Below are 17299 nucleotides of genomic sequence, written 5' to 3' on the forward strand. Positions count from 1 at the left end.
AAATCAGAATATGTAACTAATGAAAATTAACTATGAATATTCTAATAGTTTACAGCCATCCAAGTGAAAAATCATATACTTTTCAGGTTCTGCAACAACTGAAATCAGTAATCTCGAAGCAGAATTGGAATCTTGAAATTTCAGATTTATACGCTATGAATTTTCAAAGTGATATGTCGGCAGAAGAATATGATAGAGAAGGTTTGGGCAAAACCAATCTTCCGATTCCTGAAGATGTTTTGGCTGAACAGGAAAAAATTGAAAAAGCAGATTGCATTATTTTTTTATATCCGGTTTGGTGGAGCGATTGTCCGGCAAAACTGAAAGGCTGGTTCGACCGTGTTTATTCCGTTGGATATGCTTACGGGCACAATGAAACTTCTAAAAAGATGAAAACAATTCCGTTTGGACTTGTGATTTGCACGGCAGGACATCCAAATGAATTTCTCGAAGAAATAAATATGGCGCAAAGCATGCAAACCATTATGTTGGACGATCGTCTTGGAAAACGTTTCGAAAACAAAGAAATGTTGATTCTCGGCGGAACTTTAGAATTAGAGAAAGTTATGAAAAAACATTTTTCGCAGATTGAAGATGTGATCGGGAAAATTAAAACCTATGTAAAGAAATAATAGATACGCATAGAGAATAAACTTTATTTCTTATAAAAAAGAAAATTCTAATCTAGCCCCGATGGAAATGGCATCCTTTTGTGTTGGGGTTCACCACAAAAGATATAATGGACAGCGGGACGAGTGGTTCTCATAAAAATGATTTTTCTGCTCCTGAAAAGTTAAGTTCAAATTACAAATTCCAAAAATCTAAATCTGTCTTATTCCACCCTTAAAATTGTCGCATAAACACCCTAATTTATTGATTTTTAGGAAGTAAATTTGTTAGATAACTTTCTAAACTACACAAAATGAGCGCAAAAGATTTTACCACGACATTAATAGTTGATCAATCTCCCGAAGAAGTTTTTAATGCCGTTACCAACGTTCGCGGATGGTGGTCTGAAGAAATTGACGGAAATACGGCGAAACAAAATGATGAATTTGATTATCATTATGAAGATGTGCATCGCTGCAAAATAAAATTGATCGAAGTGATTCCGAATCAGAAAGTTGTTTGGTTGGTTGAAAACAATTATTTCAAATTTACCGAAGATAAAAGCGAATGGACGGGTACAAAACCCACTTTTGAAATTTCGGAAAAAGATGGAAAAACAGAACTTCGCTTTACTCATTTTGGTTTGGTTCCGGATTATGAATGTTTTGAGATTTGCCAGGATGCGTGGACAAATTATATTCAGAATAGTTTGAAAAAATTAATTACAACCGGAAAAGGCGAGCCAAACGGCAAAGACAAACCCAGAACAGAAAACGAGAAGAAATTGAGTTCAAAGTAATTGCAGTTAATTTTGGCTACGACAATAGTAGATTTGGCTACAGCAATCGTTTTGATGATGCGCAACTTTGTATCATCAAAAAATAGAAACGATGAAAATTACACTAACAGGTTCTTTAGGGAACATCAGCAAGCCACTGGCTCAGGAATTAGTACAAAAAGGGCATCAGGTTACGGTAATTACGAGCAATGTCGAAAAACAAACTGCAATTGAGGCTTTTGGCGCAAAAGCAGCAATTGGATCTGTAGAAGATGCAGCATTTTTAACTGAAGCTTTTACCGGCGCAGACGCCGTTTATTGCATGATTCCGCGTGCGAATTATTTTGATCCCAATCTGGATTTGGATGCTTTTACACGCAAAATTGGAAATACTTATGCAGAAGCAATTCAGCAATCCGGCGTAAAACGTGTCGTATTTTTAAGTAGTATTGGCGCTCATTTAGAGAAAAATTCAGGAATTATTCAGCGTTATAATGAAATCGAAAGTGTGTTGAATAAACTTTCAGGAGTTTCGATAACATTTATGCGTCCGACTTCTTTCTTTTATAACTTGCTGGCTTATATTCCGATGATCAAAAATGCGGGGATTATTGCGGCCAATTATGGTGCAGACAAAATGATTCCATGGGTTTCTCCTCTTGATATCGCGGCTGCAATTGCCGAAGAATTGACAACTCCGCTTGACGGGAAAAAAATTCGTTATGTGGCAAGTGAAGAACTTACAGGTCACGAAACCGCAGCAATATTAGGGAAAGCTATCGGAAAACCGGATTTAAAATGGGTTTTAGTAAGCGATGAAGAAACTTTAAACGGCTTAACTTCTGTGGGAATGCAGCCAAAAATCGCTGCTGGTCTTGTTGAAATGTACGCCGGACTTTACAACGGTTTATTGGGCGAAGATTACGAACGTAACAAACCAGCCGTGATGGGAAAAACAAAACTGGCAGAATATGCAAAAGAATTTGCAGCCGTTTACAATCAAAATTAGTAACTTGTACTATGGCAAATCAGCAACCACTCCGAATAAAAAGTATCAGCGAATTTCATGAATTTCGAGATTTGCCAAAGCCGGAACATCCTTTAGTGAGTGTTTATAATTTTGAAGATCTTAAACACTTAAACGAAGATGAACCCAAAAGCTTAATGCTTGATTTTTACTCGATTGCCTTAAAACGACATGCCAATGCAACCATGCGATATGGTCAGCAGGAATATGATTTTAAGGAAGGTGTTTTGCTTTTTATTGCGCCTGGTCAGGTTTTTTCTATTGAAGGAAATGCAGAACTTCAGCATACAGGATGGTCCTTATTGGTCCATCCTGATTTTTTGTGGAATACGCCGCTTGCCAAAAAAATCAAACAATATGAGTATTTTGGATATGCTGTTCATGAGGCTTTACATCTTTCTGATAAAGAAGAAAAAATGATTATTGGCATCATCAAAAACATTCAAAACGAATATCAATCTAATATTGATAAATTCAGTCAGGATGTGATTATTGCTCAAATTGAATTATTACTTACCTATTCTGAGCGTTTTTATAACCGCCAGTTCATCACCAGAAAAATCAGCAATCACCAAATTCTGGAACGTTTAGAAAAATTGCTGGAAGATTATTATTCTACTGATTCTTTATCCAAAAAAGGATTACCGACGGTTCAGTATGTTGCAGAAAATTTAAATGTTTCCCCAAATTATTTAAGCGGATTATTAAAATTACTGACGGGACAAAGTACACAACAGCACATACACGATAAATTGATTGAAAAAGCTAAAGAAAAACTTTCGACAACAAATTTATCAATAAGCGAAATTGCCTTTGATCTGGGTTTCGAACATCAGCAGTCTTTTAGTAAATTGTTTAAAACAAAAACTACTATTTCTCCTTTGGAATTTAGGCAGTCTTTTAATTAATGCGTTTATAATTGCATAAATTCGTAGTCATTCTAATTAAATTATTTTCAAAATGAGCGGGAATTCAAATAAAAGAAAACCGGCAAAAATGTGTTACGAACATCTTGGCGGTAAATTGGGACAATTGTTAAAAGAAACCTTTACTGAAAAAGGCTGGATTGCAAAAAGCCAGAAAGACAGGGATTTTTATATTACTGATTTAGGACAAAAAGAATTTGAAAAATTAGGTCTTGATCTATCACAGATAAAATCAGAAGATTTAGAAATAAAATGAAAAAAAATTGAACTCACAGACTGAATAAGTTGGGGTTAATTTCATAACTTAGTTAGCTTTAAAATGATAGGTCATGACTAAGAAATATATAGCCCAGGAGTTTTTAAAACTTTCTGCAAAAGGGCATTCACACGAAGCATTCCGACTTTATGTTGGTTCGAATTTTAAACATCACAACTCTTACTTTAAAGGCGATGCCGATACTCTAATGCTGGCCATGGAAGAATCTGCCAGAACAAATCCAAATAAAATTTTTAAGATTCATCATATTTTAGAAGATGAAAATCTGGTTGCGGTGCATTCGCATGTCAAGCAAAATTCTTCTGATTTGGGAGCTGCAGTTGTTCATATTTTCAAATTTGAATCAGACAAAATAGTTGAGCTTTGGGATTTAGGACAACCTATTCCAAAAGAAGCCATTAACGAAAATGGAATGTTCTGATTTTTTAGTTTTCAGTCCCGGTCTCAGTTTACAGTCTCAGTCTCAGTTAAGAAATTTCTGCTATCAAATAAGATTAACAATTCATAACTAATAATTCATAACTCCTAACTCATAACTCCTAACTTTCCTAATGAACTCTATTTTCAGAATTTCTTACTTGTTCTTTTTTACATTTTTACTTTCTAATTGCAATTCGTTTGCACAGAAAAAAGACGATTATTCGGCTAAAATAGATAGTTTAAGTAAAGTTAGCGAACCCAAATTTAATGGTGTTGTTTTGATAGCCAAAAACGGAAAAACGCTGTACAGTAAAGCGCAAGGTTTTGCCAATTTTAAAACTAAAAAACCTTTGTCAATAAATACTCAGTTTGAGATTATGTCGAACAGCAAACAAGTTGCTGCCGTCTTGATTTTACTGGAAGTCGAAAAAGGCAGAATTGATTTGCAGTCTCCAATAAAAAAATATTTGCCGGAACTTACCCAAACCTGGGCAGATTCTGTAACTGTTCATCAACTTTTAAATCACTCACACGGAATTGTCGATTTACAAAAACCGCTGCTTTTTAAACCCGGAACAGATTTTAAATACGGAAACTTGAGTTTTAATCTTTTAGGGAAAATTGTTGCCAATACTTCTAAAAAAAGTTATGATGAAATGGCAAATGCGCTTTTCAAAAAACTAACCATGAAAAATACATTTTGCTATTCTAAAGATAAAACTCAAAATTTAGCTTCGGGACATTTTGTTCAAAATGATGTTTATGATGTTATAGAAGGTTCTCAGATTAATCCCGAAAGTCTAGGTGCTGACGGAATAGTTTCGACTGTAAATGATTTGGCTATTTGGAATAATAATCTTCATAAAGGAAAAATCCTAAAGCCGGAAACGTATCAATTAATGCTAAAATATACTATTTTGTCTCAGCATAATTTATTCGGAAAAGAAAAAGAAGGTTATGGTTACGGCATTCGAATTATCGAAAAAGAACCTGTAAAATATATTGGGCATACCGGGCTTGGAGATGGATTTTCTTCTGTAAATTTGTATTTTCCTGAAAGTGACATAAGCTTAATTGTTTTAGAAAATCAAATGTTTGCTAATCCTGATTTGTTTTATGCCACGGGATTTAAGATTAAAAATATGCTATTTAAAAGTGATTTACTAAATCAAAAATAAAGACGATGGCAAAAAATAAAACTACCGAGACAGAAAGCAGTGTTATCGATTTTATAAATAATACTGTTGAAGATGAAATAAAAAGAAACGATGCTTTTGAACTCATCAAAATAATGCAGCAGCAAACCGGTTTTGAAGCTAAAATGTGGGGACCAAGTATTATAGGCTTTGGAAGTTATCATTATAAATACGCGAGCGGACACGAAGGCGATGCGCCACTTGCCGGTTTTTCGCCAAGAAAGCCGTCGATCTCACTTTACGTTTATTTAACATCCGATAAAGAAGAATTACTTTCAAAATTAGGAAAACACAAAGCAGCAAAAGGCTGTATTTACATTAAAAAATTAGCTGATATTGATATCGAAATTCTAAAAATCATGATTTCTTCATCTGTAAAAGAATTACAAAAATTATACCCCTCAATCTAAAAAAAATCATGATCTTAACCCTAATTATTCTTTTAGTAATTGCCTTTTATGCCTTTTTACAACATCCGAAATTTGGAAAAGCACCTTCCGGCGAAAGACTGGAATTGATAAAAAAATCGCCTCATTACAAAAACGGAAAATTCCAAAACAACAGTTTCACACCGGACCTTGCAGAAGGATATGGCTATTTTGGAATCATGTACGCGTTTTTCTTCCAGAAAGTAGACAGAAAAATTCCGACTGATTTAATTCCTTCGGTGAAAACCAACTTAAAACAACTTGCTATAAATGAAGATGTTTTGGTTTGGTTTGGACATTCTTCTTATTTTATTCAGCTTGACGGAAAACGTTTTTTGATCGATCCTGTTTTTAGCGGAAATGCCTCGCCTATTCCCGGCACCACAAAATCATTTAAAGGAACTGATATTTATACCGTTGATGATCTTCCGGAAATTGATTATTTACTGATTACGCACGATCATTATGATCATTTAGATTATGAAACCATTCTAAAATTAAAACCAAAAGTCAAAAAAATAATCTGTCCGCTTGGAGTTGGTTCGCATTTCGAATTTTGGAAATTTCCAAAAGAAATTATTATCGAAAAAGACTGGCATGAAAAGATAGAACTTGATCAAAATCTAACGCTTTACACCGCTCCTTCCCGACATTTCTCCGGCAGAAGTTTTACGCGCTGCAACACGCTTTGGACGTCTTTTATTTTAGAATCAAATGGTTTCAAAATGTATTTGGGCGGCGACAGCGGTTATGATATTCATTTTGCCGAAACCGGCACAAAATATGGTCCGTTTGACATTGCGTTTATCGATAACGGTCAATATAATCCAGCCTGGAAATACATTCATAATTTGCCTGAAGATGTTATAAAAGCGATGAAAGATATTAATGCAAAACGAGTTTTTCCGGTACATTCTTCAAAGTTTGCACTGGCGCTTCATGCGTGGGATGAACCTTTAATAAAAGTAACCGAATCAAACGCCAATTCAGAAAATCCGATTCCGCTTATTACGCCTATGATTGGAGAAAAAGTGGAATTGAAAAATGAACAACAGGAATTTAAACATTGGTGGAAAGGTGTGAGATAAATGAAGAAAGAGTTTTCAGTCGCAGTTTTCAGTATTTCATTGAGAATGAAAACTTCTAGTTTGTCATTTCGATTAATGTGAAATTCGAAATTCCAATCATAGCCCGTGGTTTCAACCATGGGGACATATGAATTATGGAAATACGTTGTGGACATACGTTGCGTTCCAATGGTTGAAACCATTGGCTATGTTTCTAAAAAGAATGGTGGAAAGGTGTAAAATAAATTGTAGATTTTCCAACCATAGCCCGTGGTTTCAACCATGGGGACATATGAATTCTGGAAATACGTTGTGAACATACGTTGCGTTCCAATGGTTGAAACCATTGGCTATGTTTCTAAAAAGAATGGTGGAAAGGTGTAAAATAAATTGTAGATTTTCCAACCATAGCCCGTGGTTTCAACCATGGGGACATATGAATTATGGAAATACGCTGTGAACATACGTTGCGTTCCAATGGTTGAAACCATTGGCTATGTTTCTAAATAAAGAATGGTTGAAAGGTGTGAAATAAATTGTAGATTTTCAAACCATAGCCCGTGGTTTCAACCATGGGGACATATGAATTGTAGAAATACGTTATGTCCAATGGTTGAAACCATTGAGAAATATGAATCGTGGAACCTGAAACAAAAAAAACCTGAAACCTGAAATAAAAAAACCATGAAACAAAAAATATGCTTTTTGGCCATTGCCTTTCTTGTCACATTAAATATCTTCTCCCAAAACACCTACGTCTTTTTAGGATCGTATAACCGAGACAAGGAAGCAGAATCTATTCAGGTGTATCAATTGGATACTCTAAACGGAAAACTAACGAAAATAATGGCAGCAAAAAATGTTATAAATCCATCGTATTTAACGGTTTCACCAAATGGGAAATACGTTTATGCTTGTACGGAAACCAAAACACCAAACGACGGAAACGTGAGCAGTTTTGCGTTTAATCCGGAAAATAAAACATTGACATTTTTAAATAAACAAAAAAGCGGCGGTGAAAATCCGGTTTATGTTTCGGTTCATAAAAGCGGAAAATGGCTGGTAAATGCCAATTATACAGAAGGAAGCGTTTCGGTGCATGCGTTATTAGAAAATGGCAAAATCGATTCGCTTGCGCAGAATTTCCAATACAGCGACGGAAGTGTTCACAAAGAAAGACAAACACGATCTCACGTTCATTCTGCGGTATTTTCCCCGCAATTTGATTATCTTTTTTTACCTGATTTAGGCGCTGATAAAATTCGCTGTTATGGTTTTGATGAATCGAAAAAACAGCCTTTGACCGAAACCAAAAATCCGTTTATAAAAACAGATTTAGAAGCCGGACCAAGACATTTTACTTTTCATCCCAATCAAAAATTTGGTTATTGCATTGAAGAAATGGCAGGCGCAATCAGCGTTTATCAATACGAAAACGGAACTTTAAAAAAGATACAAAGAATCAATACGCATCCTGATAAAATCAAAGAAGGATTTGAAAGTTCAGACATTCATATTTCACCCGACGGAAAATTTCTGTACGCCACAAATCGCGGTAAAGAAAACAATATTGTCATTTTTTCTATTGATGAAAATGGACTTTTAACAAACATTGGTTATCAATCGACTTTAGGAAAACATCCCCGAATTTTTGCCATCGATGAAAGCGGAAAATTCCTGATTGCTACAAATGTGAATTCTGGAAATGTAGTTGTTTTCAAAAGAAATCAAAAAACAGGAATGCTTAAAAAAGTGGGGAAAGAAATTAAAATGGAGAATGTTTCTTGTGTGCAGGTGAAAAGGATATAATATAATCCGCGCAAAAAAAATAATTCGTGCAAATTCGTGCAATTCGTGGCAAAAAAACAAAACTATGACAACATTCAACTTACAACCGGAAGTTTTAGAAAACGACATTATAAAATTAATACCACTACAGGAAAATCATTTTGATGTACTTTATCAAGCAGCTTCAGATCCTTTAATCTGGGAACAATATCCCATAAAAGACCGCTATAAAATAGAAGTTTTCAAACCGTTTTTTGATGGTGCCATAAACTCAAAAGGCGCTTTTTTAATCTTAGATAAAGAAACCAACGAAGTTATGGGCACCACACGATTTTACGATTTTAATGCCGAAAGTTCAAGCGTGGGAATTGGCTTTACTTTTATTACCAGAAAATTCTGGGGCGGACCTTATAACAACGCTTTAAAAAAGTTAATGATCGATTATGCTTTTGAAAGTTTAAACTCGGTAATCTTTCATGTTGGTTTTGAAAATTATCGTTCGCAAAAAGCAGTTTCAAAACTTGGAGCAGAAAAAATAAATGAAGTAATTTTTAATATGAATGGCGTCGAAATCGTCCATTTTGAATACGAATTAAAAAAATAATTAAAATGAAAAGCATCACAGTTTTTTGCGGATCCAGTTTTGGTACCGAAGAAATTTACAAAGAACAAGCCGTTTTACTGGGTCAGACTTTGGCAAAACAAAATATAAAATTAATTTACGGCGGCGCAAATGTGGGTTTAATGGGCGCTGTTGCTGATGGAGTTTTAAATGCCGGCGGAGAAGCAATTGGTGTTCTGCCTAATTTTTTAAGATCAAAAGAAATAGCGCATTTAGGTTTAACCGAATTGATTTTGGTGGAAAGTATGCACGAAAGAAAAACCAAAATGAACGATTTATGTGAAGGCGTTATTGCGCTTCCGGGTGGTTTTGGAACTCTCGAAGAGCTTTTCGAAATGCTGACATGGTCGCAATTAGGCTTACACAAAAAGCCAATTGCTATTTTAAATATCAACGGTTTTTATGATTCGCTGATAGATCTAACCAAAACAATGGTCGAAAAAGGTTTATTGAAAGATGTTAATCAAAAAATGCTTTTGGTAAGCGATAATATTGATGATTTACTTCATCAAATGAAAAATTATGTAGCGCCAACTGTAGGGAAATGGGTTGATAAGGATAAAACCTAAAATATTGATAAAACAAGTACAATTTTTGTTCTTACTCTTAAATTAAAACGAGTAATTATATATATTCGCCCACAAAATATTTAACCTGCCAACATGAAGAAAATTACATTTTTATTTTTTGCAATTGCTTTAATTACATTCAAAACATCAGCTCAGGAATCAAAAATTAAATTTGGCGTACAAGCCGGATTAAACTATTCCCGTTTCAGGGGTTATGAAGCTTTTACGGATGAAAGTCCTGGTTTTGCGTATTTATTTGGTGCTTCTTTTCAATATAAAATAAAAGAAAATCTATCGCTTAAAGCTGATCTTAATTATGAAAGAAAAGCACAGAATTCAGAAGGTCAAATTGAAATAATGGATACGCCAACTCCTCAAGGCTATGTTTATAATTTTAAAGCTACCTCTTATTTAAACTATATAATGCTGCCAATTATGCTAAAGTATAATTTTTCAAATGATAAAAGTTTTTATGTAAATGGAGGTCCTTTTTTAGGTTATTTACTTAAATCAGGGGCAACTTCAAAATCAAACATGATAGGCACGATTGATGGTGATACAGAAGATACAAAATATAAAAAATCAATGGATTACGGTATCTCTGCAGGAATTGGAAAAGAGTTCAAATTAAAAGGAAGTCATCAAATTTATGTGGAAATAAGAGAAAATTTAGGATTGGCAAATATTGCTAAATCCGGGCTGGTGGATGACTACGCAATAAAAACTAACTCTTTAAATTTAATAGCCGGTTATACATTTAATTAAATTTTGAGATGTATTAAAGGACTTATTTCATAAATTAGAGGTTGAAAAAAAGGTTTTGGATTTTTACTAACTTTTTACCTTTACTCATAACAACTAACTTCTAAAAAATGAAAACAGAAAATAATAAATTCGCAAAAGCCGAAATGCTGATTAGAAAACCTGTTTCAGAAGTTTTTCAGGCTTTTGTTGATCCGGAAATTACCAATAAATTTTGGTTTACAAAAGGTTCAGGAAAACTGGAACAAGATAAAAAAACAGAATGGACATGGGAAATGTATGGTTTTTCATTAACGGTTTTGACGCATGTTTTACAGGAAAATAAAAAAATAGTGGTCGAATGGGGAAATCCCGACGAAAGCACTCTTGTCGAATGGGTTTTTACACCATTAGATGAAAATGAAACTTTTGTAAGCGTTACTAATTCGGGTTTTAAAGGCGATACGGATAAAATAATCGATCAGGTTCGAAATTCTACCGAAGGTTTTACTTTGGTTTTAGCCGGGGCAAAAGCATATCTGGAACACCATATTTTACTAAATCTCGTTTTAGACCGATTCCCAAAAGGGCTTGCGTAAAAAGGGTTTGAAGTTTCAGGTTTATTTGTTTCAAGTTCGCAACGAAACCTGAAACCTGAACAAAACAAAGAAAATCATGGAAACTAAGAAACCCGAAAATATCGACGAATACATTGGCGGATTCCCCAATGATGTTCAGGAAATTTTAGAAAAAATAAGAGCCGTGATTCAAAAAGCTGCGCCGGATGCCAAAGAAAAAATCAGTTATTCGATGCCGGCTTTTGAGCAAAACGGAATTGTAGTGTATTTTGCCGCTTTCAAAAATCATATTGGTTTATATGCGTTGCCAAGCGGTCACGAAGAATTTAAAGAGGCACTTTCGAAATATAAATCAGGAAAAGGTTCTGTGCAATTTCCTTTGGATAAACCAATGCCTTTTGATTTGATTACCAAAATTGTAAAATTCAGAGTGAAAGAAAATCTGCAAAAAGCAAAAAAGAAATAACTTTCAATGAATTTAAATGAGCATTACAACCAACTTTATAAAAAATCTGCGGAAAGCATTTTAGCAGGAAATTATAATTTAGATTCTCAAATAAATGATGCGTCAGATTCTCGTTTTGGCATTACGTTACTCATTCGCCCAAGCGAAAAAACAAAAGCTAAAATTCAGTTCTTTTTAGACGAATTAAAAGTAATTGAACCTGCACAATATTATTATCCGGATTCTGATATTCATATTACCGTCATGTCGATTATTTCTTGTTATGAAGGTTTTTCTCTGGATAACATTAATGTTGAAGATTATATTGAAATCATTCAGAAAAGTTTAGAAAATTCGGGAGAAATTAAAATTGAATTTCGAGGTATAACAGCGTCAAATTCGGCAATAATGATTCAGGGATTTCCTGCTGATGAAAGTTTGAATATTTTGCGAAATAAGCTTCGTGACAATTTTAAAAAATCGACTTTACAACAAAGTATTGATAGTCGTTATGCTATTGCAACGGCGCATTCGACCGTAATGCGTTTTCAGGAGAAACTTCAAAATCCGGAACAACTAATTGAAATTACAAATGAGTTTCGCGACTATGATTTTGGTGAATTTACGGTTGATAAAATAGAATTAGTCTTTAATGATTGGTATCAGAGAAAAAGTAATACGATTCATTTACAAGATTTTAATTTATAAGGTTTTTTTGCCACAAATTTCACAAATTTTCACAAATTGATATACTGGATTTTAAGCCAATGTGAATAAAAAATTCGTGAATTCGTGGCATTTTACTTTTTAAAAGTTCCGAAATGCCATAAAATACCAGAAGGATCGTGTAGAAAACATTCACTTCCCCACTCTAAATGTCGCGTTGGAGTTAGTTTTACACCTTCATATTTCTCGGGAAGATTTAGAGCTAATAATTCTTTATAATAACGATCGGTATCATCTACTTCAAGAAAAATCATCGTGTTTTCGATCCATTCTTTTGCATAATAATCCTGAAGATAAAAGGCAATTGTATCACTTTTAAAAACAGAAAATTTTGGATCTAAAACTGTTTCTTCAAAACCTAAGTCACGATAAAAACTTCTTGAGATTTCGAAATTTTTAGCGCCGATGAAGGGACGGATTGATTGGATGTTGTGTTGCATACTTTTAAAGAATATAATTTATAATTAATTCCCTTGGCGGTATATCAATATTCTAACTATCAATTGATAAATTATTATAATTGCAACCCATAAACTACAAAAAAAAGATAATTTACCTAAGAAGTCGTTCATATGATTTCTCCAAATGTCCATTAACATTGAAAATGTAATAATATAAGGTAGAATTCCAATTATAATTATTGGAAGAAGTACAATTACACCAATAATTAGTTCTACAAAATGTGGTTTTTCCCTAATCAATTTTATAATTGAACTTGAAAATGCATATGGTCTATAAATCCTTACCAAATAAGTATTATAATCCTCTTTTTTATAACCTTTATCAAATCTATTTTTTGATATGATATCAAATGCTAACAAAATTTCTTGCTTTTGTTGACTTACTGAATGCAAATCGTATAGTACATAGACAAATACAAGAGGTATTAGTTTTAATATTAATGACGCATCATTAATTGATATTGGTCCTATACTAAAATTGCTAACTTTAAGATTACTAGCAAAAATATAAAGAAAAGTTACCACTATTTGCCAAAGAACAAGCCTATCTTCCTTTTCATTTAATACTTTTAAGTTTTCAAATAATTTATCATGATAGTCTTTAATAGTTGATTCACTATTACTATTAATAAATTGATCGATTTTCTCAGAATTTTTCATAATAGAAAATTATTTTTTACCCCTTCTTCAAAATACTTCCCAAACCTCGACCAATCTGCTCAATGGCTTCAAGACCTTTTGTTAATGGTGTTGCGGTAAAATCTTCGTAAGCATCCATAGAAGTTACTTTATTATCGTCTTGCGGATACACTAAAATCAAGTTGTTGTCTTCGAATGATTTTTCGAATTTCTGAGGCAATTTATCAAAGATGGAATGATAGGATACTGAACCTTTTCTGGATAAATTAAAAGCAATTAAATCAGTTGCTTTAATTTCGTCTGAAATCGCTTCAAAATTATCCCAGTCCAAAATACTCTTAAATCCTAATTTAGCATTTAGTTTTAGATTATTGGCAATTTGCTGAATAGCCTGATGTGTTTTATATTCGGCATAAATCATAATCGGAATGCTTAATTCCTGAGATAAACGGCAGATTTTTTGCAATAAAAGCTGAAATCCAACTCCTCTTTCTGAAAATGGCGGACAAATAAAAACCAATCTTTTTTCTTCTATAAATGGTCTTTCAAAACGGCAAATAAATAAACTCTTGTCTACATTATTAATGATTGAATCAACGTTTTCTCCGAAAATTTTATCTAAGAAACCTGTTTTTCTCGGCCAGCCTACAATTACAATATCAGACATAATTTCTTTTGAAGTCCTCGCAATTCCACTCGCCGGATTATGATCTATTCTGGCAATCGTATTGATTTTTACTTCTGAAGCCGAACCCTGAATTACAAATTTATCAACGGCTTTTCTATATCTTAAAATGTTTTTTTCAGCCTGGTCATTATTCGGTACAATCGTTAACAACGTTACCGGATTTGTAGATTTCTTATCCTTTATCAAAAGAGCAAAATCTAACAAACTCGCTGTTGCAGATGTTTTTGCAAGCGGAATCAAAATATGTTCTTCTAAAATATGATCTCGGTTTGTATCTTCATGTGAAACTTCTTCTTCGCAGATTGCAATTTTTTTAGCCGCTTTTTCTGTTGCAAACGAAGCGACAATACAAGTAATCAAAATTAAAATAATAGTTCCGTTCAAGATATTTTCATCCAGAATTTTAGCTTTAAAACCAACTAAAATTACAGCCAAAGTAGCTGCCGCATGCGCACTGCTCAATCCGAAGATAAGCTGTCTTTCGGTCTTGGTGTATTTAAAAACGATTTGGGTAAAAAATGCGGCAATCCATTTTCCAAAAATAGCTACAACACTCAATGTTCCGGCTACAATTAAAGCCGTTGGTCCACTTAAAATCACGCTGATATCAACCAGCATTCCCACAGAAATCAGGAAAAACGGAATAAACAATGAATTACCAATAAACTCAATTCTGTTCATCAAAGCTGATGATTGCGGAATTAACGGATTTAATGCCAAACCGGCAACGAAAGCCCCAATAATAGGCTCTACTCCTGCTACCTGAGCCAAAAATGCAGCGAAAAATACAACTGAAAGTACAAAAATATAATGGGCGTGTTTTTCACTTTCCAGTTTCTTAAAAAACCATTTTGCAATTTTCGGAATAACCAAAAACATAATCGCAGAAAATATGGCTAATGAAATGCCTAATTTTATCCAGAAAGCCTGATTCAGATTACCCTGAGAGCTTCCCATAATGACAGCAAGAATGATCAAAACCGCTGTATCGGTTAAAATAGTCCCTCCAACGGTTATAGCAACTGCTTGATTTTTTGCAATTCCCATTTTGCTCACAATTGGATACGCTACCAAAGTGTGCGTGGCAAACATACTAGCCGTTAAAAAACTGGCATTAAAATCATATTGCAGCAAATAAAAACAAACGGGAAAACCAATGGATAACGGAAAAATAAAAGTGAAAAATCCGAAAAGTAAACTCTTATTTCGATTGGCTTTAAACTCATTCATATCGAGTTCCAGACCTGCAATAAACATAATATATAAAAGTCCGATGGTTGAAAATAAATCAACAGCAGAGTTTTTTGCCAGAATATTAAGTCCGTGAGGCCCAATGATTACACCGGAAATTATAAGACCAATAATGCCGGGAATATTTATTCTTTTAAGTAAAATCGGAGACAGCAGAATAATGAAAAGTATCAACGAAAAAATTAATACTGGGTTGCTAAGCGGTAATTCGAATTCTTGTAAAAAATGCTTGAAAAATTCTATCATAATGTAATTTTATCTTCTTTGTGGTATTTTTATTTTCCGTAAAAAGAGTTCTAAAAAATCAAAATACAATCTCAGAAGGTATTATTCATCCGATTTAATTTAAGGTGAAAAAAAACCAGATTCTTCAGTAAATGCTTCATTACAAAAATACCTAAAAAAACCACGAACTCTTTATGAAAACCGCATATTAAGGAATTAAATTTGTTTCATTGTCAAATTATTAAAATTTAATATCTTTTTTAACAAAACCGCAACATTAACAATTAAATATTCACGTCCGTTGCATTATTCAATTATCTTTGTCTTAATAAAAATTGAACAATGGAAGAATGTATTTCTGTTTTTGATATGCTTAAAATTGGTGTTGGTCCGTCTAGTTCCCACACATTGGGTCCCTGGCGCGCTGCAGAACGTTTTTTAAAAGAGTTAAAAGACGAATCTATTTTAGAACAAATTACCAGAGTCAGGGTCGATTTATACGGTTCACTTTCATTGACCGGAAAAGGGCACGCAACTGATCTCGCGGTTATGCTGGGTTTAAGCGGTCAGGATCCTGAATATATTCCCATTGATGATATTGCCGGAATCATTAAATCTATCGAAACCAAAAATGAAATCGTTTTGGGCAACCAGATTACGATTCCGTTTTACTTTCTTCAGGACATTATTTTCAATAAAGAATTTCTTCCCTTCCATGCCAATGGCTTAAAATTTACGGCTTACAAAGCGGATAATTCTGAATACGAATCTACTTTTTATTCTATCGGAGGTGGTTTTGTAGTGAAAGAAGAACGCACGAATGCCAAAATAAAAGAAGAAATAAAATGTGCTTTTCCGTTTCCGATTCAAAATGCGGTTGAGCTTTTAAATTATACGATTTCAGAAAACAAATCGATCTCAGAGATTGTTTATGAAAACGAAAAATCAATGCGCCCGGAAGCTGAAATTCATTCCGAATTAATGCGCATCTGGAAAACGATGTTAGAATGCATGTACATCGGCTGTCATTCTGAAGGAATACTTCCCGGAGGTTTAAATGTGCGCAGAAGAGCTTTTGATATGCATCAGAATTTAATTGGTTTATCTAATTATTCAGATCCGCAATCGTGGCTGGAAGAAATCAGAAAAACCGAGGTTAAATTTCGCCAAATCCTGAAATGGGTAAGCTGTTTTGCACTTGCCGTGAATGAAGTAAATGCATCTTTAGGCCGTGTTGTTACGGCACCTACAAACGGAAGTGCGGGTGTAATTCCGGCTGTTTTAATGTACTATCTGGTAATTGAAAACCATGATGCGGGCGAAAAAGAAATCAAACAATTTTTATTGGTTGCCGGAGAAATTGGAAGTATCTTTAAAAAAGGAGCTACAATTTCTGCAGCAATGGGCGGTTGTCAGGCCGAAATTGGCGTTTCGTCGTCAATGGCGGCAGCGGCACTTTGCGAATTAATGGGCGGAACTCCTGCCCAGGTTTTAATGGCTGCCGAAATTGCCATGGAACATCATCTTGGTTTAACCTGCGACCCAATTGGCGGTTTGGTTCAGATTCCGTGTATCGAAAGAAATACAATGGGCGCGATCAAAGCAATAAATGCAGCAGAATTAGCTCTTGAAACCGATTCTAAAAATGCAAAAGTTCCGTTAGATAAAGTCATCAATACAATGTGGCAAACGGCAAAAGATATGAATTCAAAATACAAAGAAACCTCAGAAGGCGGACTTGCAATTGCCGTAAACATGGCGGATTGTTAAAAAGCTTTGCCACGAATTACACTAATTTCCACTAATTTTTATTTATGAGAATGCTTAAAAATAGTAAT

At 34.0% G+C, this 17299-nt stretch carries 20 protein-coding genes; 17 read left to right on the forward strand and 3 right to left on the reverse strand.

The window, feature by feature from the left end:
- The first annotated feature begins 32 nt into the window (after positions 1-32).
- The 16 genes from AC3QL1_RS20145 to AC3QL1_RS20220 all read left to right on the forward strand — a co-directional run bounded on the left by AC3QL1_RS20145 (position 33) and on the right by AC3QL1_RS20220 (position 12179).
- The gene (locus AC3QL1_RS20145) at positions 33-632 is read left to right on the forward strand and encodes an NAD(P)H-dependent oxidoreductase (protein WP_492493919.1); all 600 of its coding nucleotides are present in this window, start codon (positions 33-35) and stop codon (positions 630-632) included.
- 290 nt (positions 633-922) lie between these two features.
- Positions 923-1408: an SRPBCC family protein gene (locus AC3QL1_RS20150; RefSeq protein WP_492493920.1), complete on the forward strand. Its 486-nt coding sequence runs from the start codon at positions 923-925 to the stop codon at positions 1406-1408.
- 91 nt (positions 1409-1499) lie between these two features.
- On the forward strand, positions 1500-2396 hold the full coding sequence (locus tag AC3QL1_RS20155; protein WP_492493921.1) for an NmrA family NAD(P)-binding protein: 897 nt from the start codon (positions 1500-1502) through the stop codon (positions 2394-2396).
- Positions 2397-2407: 11 nt separating this feature from the next.
- Positions 2408-3322, forward strand: coding sequence for a helix-turn-helix domain-containing protein (locus tag AC3QL1_RS20160; protein ID WP_492493922.1), 915 nt, complete (start codon positions 2408-2410; stop codon positions 3320-3322).
- 52 nt (positions 3323-3374) lie between these two features.
- Positions 3375-3596 (forward strand): ArsR family transcriptional regulator, encoded by a 222-nt coding sequence (locus AC3QL1_RS20165; RefSeq protein ID WP_492493923.1) that lies wholly within the window; start codon positions 3375-3377, stop codon positions 3594-3596.
- A gap of 73 nt (positions 3597-3669) precedes the next feature.
- Positions 3670-4038 carry a nuclear transport factor 2 family protein gene (locus AC3QL1_RS20170; protein ID WP_492493924.1) on the forward strand — a complete coding sequence of 123 codons (369 nt, stop codon included), beginning with the start codon at positions 3670-3672 and terminating at the stop codon, positions 4036-4038.
- Between the two features lie 130 nt (positions 4039-4168).
- Positions 4169-5215 carry a serine hydrolase domain-containing protein gene (locus AC3QL1_RS20175; protein ID WP_492493925.1) on the forward strand — a complete coding sequence of 349 codons (1047 nt, stop codon included), beginning with the start codon at positions 4169-4171 and terminating at the stop codon, positions 5213-5215.
- Positions 5216-5220: 5 nt separating this feature from the next.
- On the forward strand, positions 5221-5643 hold the full coding sequence (locus AC3QL1_RS20180) for a DUF1801 domain-containing protein (protein ID WP_492493926.1): 423 nt from the start codon (positions 5221-5223) through the stop codon (positions 5641-5643).
- Positions 5644-5651: 8 nt separating this feature from the next.
- Complete coding sequence (locus tag AC3QL1_RS20185) at positions 5652-6749, forward strand: MBL fold metallo-hydrolase (protein WP_492493927.1); 1098 nt, start codon at positions 5652-5654, stop codon at positions 6747-6749.
- Positions 6750-7412: 663 nt separating this feature from the next.
- Positions 7413-8537, forward strand: a complete 1125-nt coding sequence (locus tag AC3QL1_RS20190; RefSeq protein ID WP_492493928.1) for a lactonase family protein — start codon at positions 7413-7415, stop codon at positions 8535-8537.
- Between the two features lie 64 nt (positions 8538-8601).
- Entirely contained in the window at positions 8602-9120 is a 519-nt protein-coding gene (locus tag AC3QL1_RS20195) for a GNAT family N-acetyltransferase (RefSeq protein WP_492493929.1), read from the forward strand.
- Between the two features lie 5 nt (positions 9121-9125).
- Complete coding sequence (locus AC3QL1_RS20200; RefSeq protein ID WP_492493930.1) at positions 9126-9707, forward strand: LOG family protein; 582 nt, start codon at positions 9126-9128, stop codon at positions 9705-9707.
- A 93-nt stretch (positions 9708-9800) separates the two neighbouring features.
- Entirely contained in the window at positions 9801-10472 is a 672-nt protein-coding gene (locus tag AC3QL1_RS20205) for a porin family protein (protein WP_492493931.1), read from the forward strand.
- Positions 10473-10579: 107 nt separating this feature from the next.
- Positions 10580-11047, forward strand: coding sequence for an SRPBCC family protein (locus AC3QL1_RS20210; RefSeq protein ID WP_492493932.1), 468 nt, complete (start codon positions 10580-10582; stop codon positions 11045-11047).
- A gap of 76 nt (positions 11048-11123) precedes the next feature.
- Positions 11124-11492: an iron chaperone gene (locus AC3QL1_RS20215; RefSeq protein WP_492493933.1), complete on the forward strand. Its 369-nt coding sequence runs from the start codon at positions 11124-11126 to the stop codon at positions 11490-11492.
- A gap of 6 nt (positions 11493-11498) precedes the next feature.
- On the forward strand, positions 11499-12179 hold the full coding sequence (locus AC3QL1_RS20220) for a 2'-5' RNA ligase family protein (protein WP_492493934.1): 681 nt from the start codon (positions 11499-11501) through the stop codon (positions 12177-12179).
- 92 nt (positions 12180-12271) lie between these two features.
- On the opposite strand, the gene AC3QL1_RS20225 is transcribed toward AC3QL1_RS20220, so the two are convergent.
- The 3 genes from AC3QL1_RS20225 to AC3QL1_RS20235 are packed head-to-tail and all read right to left on the reverse strand — an operon-like array spanning position 12272 to position 15482.
- Positions 12272-12637: a VOC family protein gene (locus AC3QL1_RS20225; RefSeq protein WP_492493935.1), complete on the reverse strand. Its 366-nt coding sequence runs from the start codon at positions 12635-12637 to the stop codon at positions 12272-12274.
- Between the two features lie 24 nt (positions 12638-12661).
- The gene (locus AC3QL1_RS20230; protein WP_492493936.1) at positions 12662-13318 is read right to left on the reverse strand and encodes a hypothetical protein; all 657 of its coding nucleotides are present in this window, start codon (positions 13316-13318) and stop codon (positions 12662-12664) included.
- Between the two features lie 16 nt (positions 13319-13334).
- Positions 13335-15482: a cation:proton antiporter gene (locus AC3QL1_RS20235; RefSeq protein ID WP_492493937.1), complete on the reverse strand. Its 2148-nt coding sequence runs from the start codon at positions 15480-15482 to the stop codon at positions 13335-13337.
- A 321-nt stretch (positions 15483-15803) separates the two neighbouring features.
- Between AC3QL1_RS20235 and AC3QL1_RS20240 the strand changes: the two genes are divergently transcribed.
- Positions 15804-17231, forward strand: a complete 1428-nt coding sequence (locus tag AC3QL1_RS20240) for an L-serine ammonia-lyase (RefSeq protein ID WP_492493938.1) — start codon at positions 15804-15806, stop codon at positions 17229-17231.
- Positions 17232-17299 lie beyond the last annotated feature (68 nt).

Source organism: Flavobacterium sp. GW823-FHT04A11, from assembly GCF_058796535.1.

Bases quoted from the DNA above. Each gene is read 5' to 3' on its own strand.
- AC3QL1_RS20235 (WP_492493937.1), bottom strand. From the start codon at position 15,482: ATGATAGAATTTTTCAAGCATTTTTTACAAGAATTCGAATTACCGCTT.
- AC3QL1_RS20155 (WP_492493921.1), top strand. From the start codon at position 1,500: ATGAAAATTACACTAACAGGTTCTTTAGGGAACATCAGCAAGCCACTG.
- AC3QL1_RS20150 (WP_492493920.1), top strand. From the start codon at position 923: ATGAGCGCAAAAGATTTTACCACGACATTAATAGTTGATCAATCTCCC.
- AC3QL1_RS20185 (WP_492493927.1), top strand. From the start codon at position 5,652: ATGATCTTAACCCTAATTATTCTTTTAGTAATTGCCTTTTATGCCTTT.
- AC3QL1_RS20220 (WP_492493934.1), top strand. From the start codon at position 11,499: ATGAATTTAAATGAGCATTACAACCAACTTTATAAAAAATCTGCGGAA.
- AC3QL1_RS20200 (WP_492493930.1), top strand. From the start codon at position 9,126: ATGAAAAGCATCACAGTTTTTTGCGGATCCAGTTTTGGTACCGAAGAA.
- AC3QL1_RS20225 (WP_492493935.1), bottom strand. From the start codon at position 12,637: ATGCAACACAACATCCAATCAATCCGTCCCTTCATCGGCGCTAAAAAT.
- AC3QL1_RS20215 (WP_492493933.1), top strand. From the start codon at position 11,124: ATGGAAACTAAGAAACCCGAAAATATCGACGAATACATTGGCGGATTC.
- AC3QL1_RS20170 (WP_492493924.1), top strand. From the start codon at position 3,670: ATGACTAAGAAATATATAGCCCAGGAGTTTTTAAAACTTTCTGCAAAA.
- AC3QL1_RS20145 (WP_492493919.1), top strand. From the start codon at position 33: ATGAATATTCTAATAGTTTACAGCCATCCAAGTGAAAAATCATATACT.
- AC3QL1_RS20165 (WP_492493923.1), top strand. From the start codon at position 3,375: ATGAGCGGGAATTCAAATAAAAGAAAACCGGCAAAAATGTGTTACGAA.
- AC3QL1_RS20190 (WP_492493928.1), top strand. From the start codon at position 7,413: ATGAAACAAAAAATATGCTTTTTGGCCATTGCCTTTCTTGTCACATTA.
- AC3QL1_RS20210 (WP_492493932.1), top strand. From the start codon at position 10,580: ATGAAAACAGAAAATAATAAATTCGCAAAAGCCGAAATGCTGATTAGA.
- AC3QL1_RS20195 (WP_492493929.1), top strand. From the start codon at position 8,602: ATGACAACATTCAACTTACAACCGGAAGTTTTAGAAAACGACATTATA.
- AC3QL1_RS20175 (WP_492493925.1), top strand. From the start codon at position 4,169: ATGAACTCTATTTTCAGAATTTCTTACTTGTTCTTTTTTACATTTTTA.
- AC3QL1_RS20160 (WP_492493922.1), top strand. From the start codon at position 2,408: ATGGCAAATCAGCAACCACTCCGAATAAAAAGTATCAGCGAATTTCAT.
- AC3QL1_RS20240 (WP_492493938.1), top strand. From the start codon at position 15,804: ATGGAAGAATGTATTTCTGTTTTTGATATGCTTAAAATTGGTGTTGGT.
- AC3QL1_RS20230 (WP_492493936.1), bottom strand. From the start codon at position 13,318: ATGAAAAATTCTGAGAAAATCGATCAATTTATTAATAGTAATAGTGAA.
- AC3QL1_RS20205 (WP_492493931.1), top strand. From the start codon at position 9,801: ATGAAGAAAATTACATTTTTATTTTTTGCAATTGCTTTAATTACATTC.
- AC3QL1_RS20180 (WP_492493926.1), top strand. From the start codon at position 5,221: ATGGCAAAAAATAAAACTACCGAGACAGAAAGCAGTGTTATCGATTTT.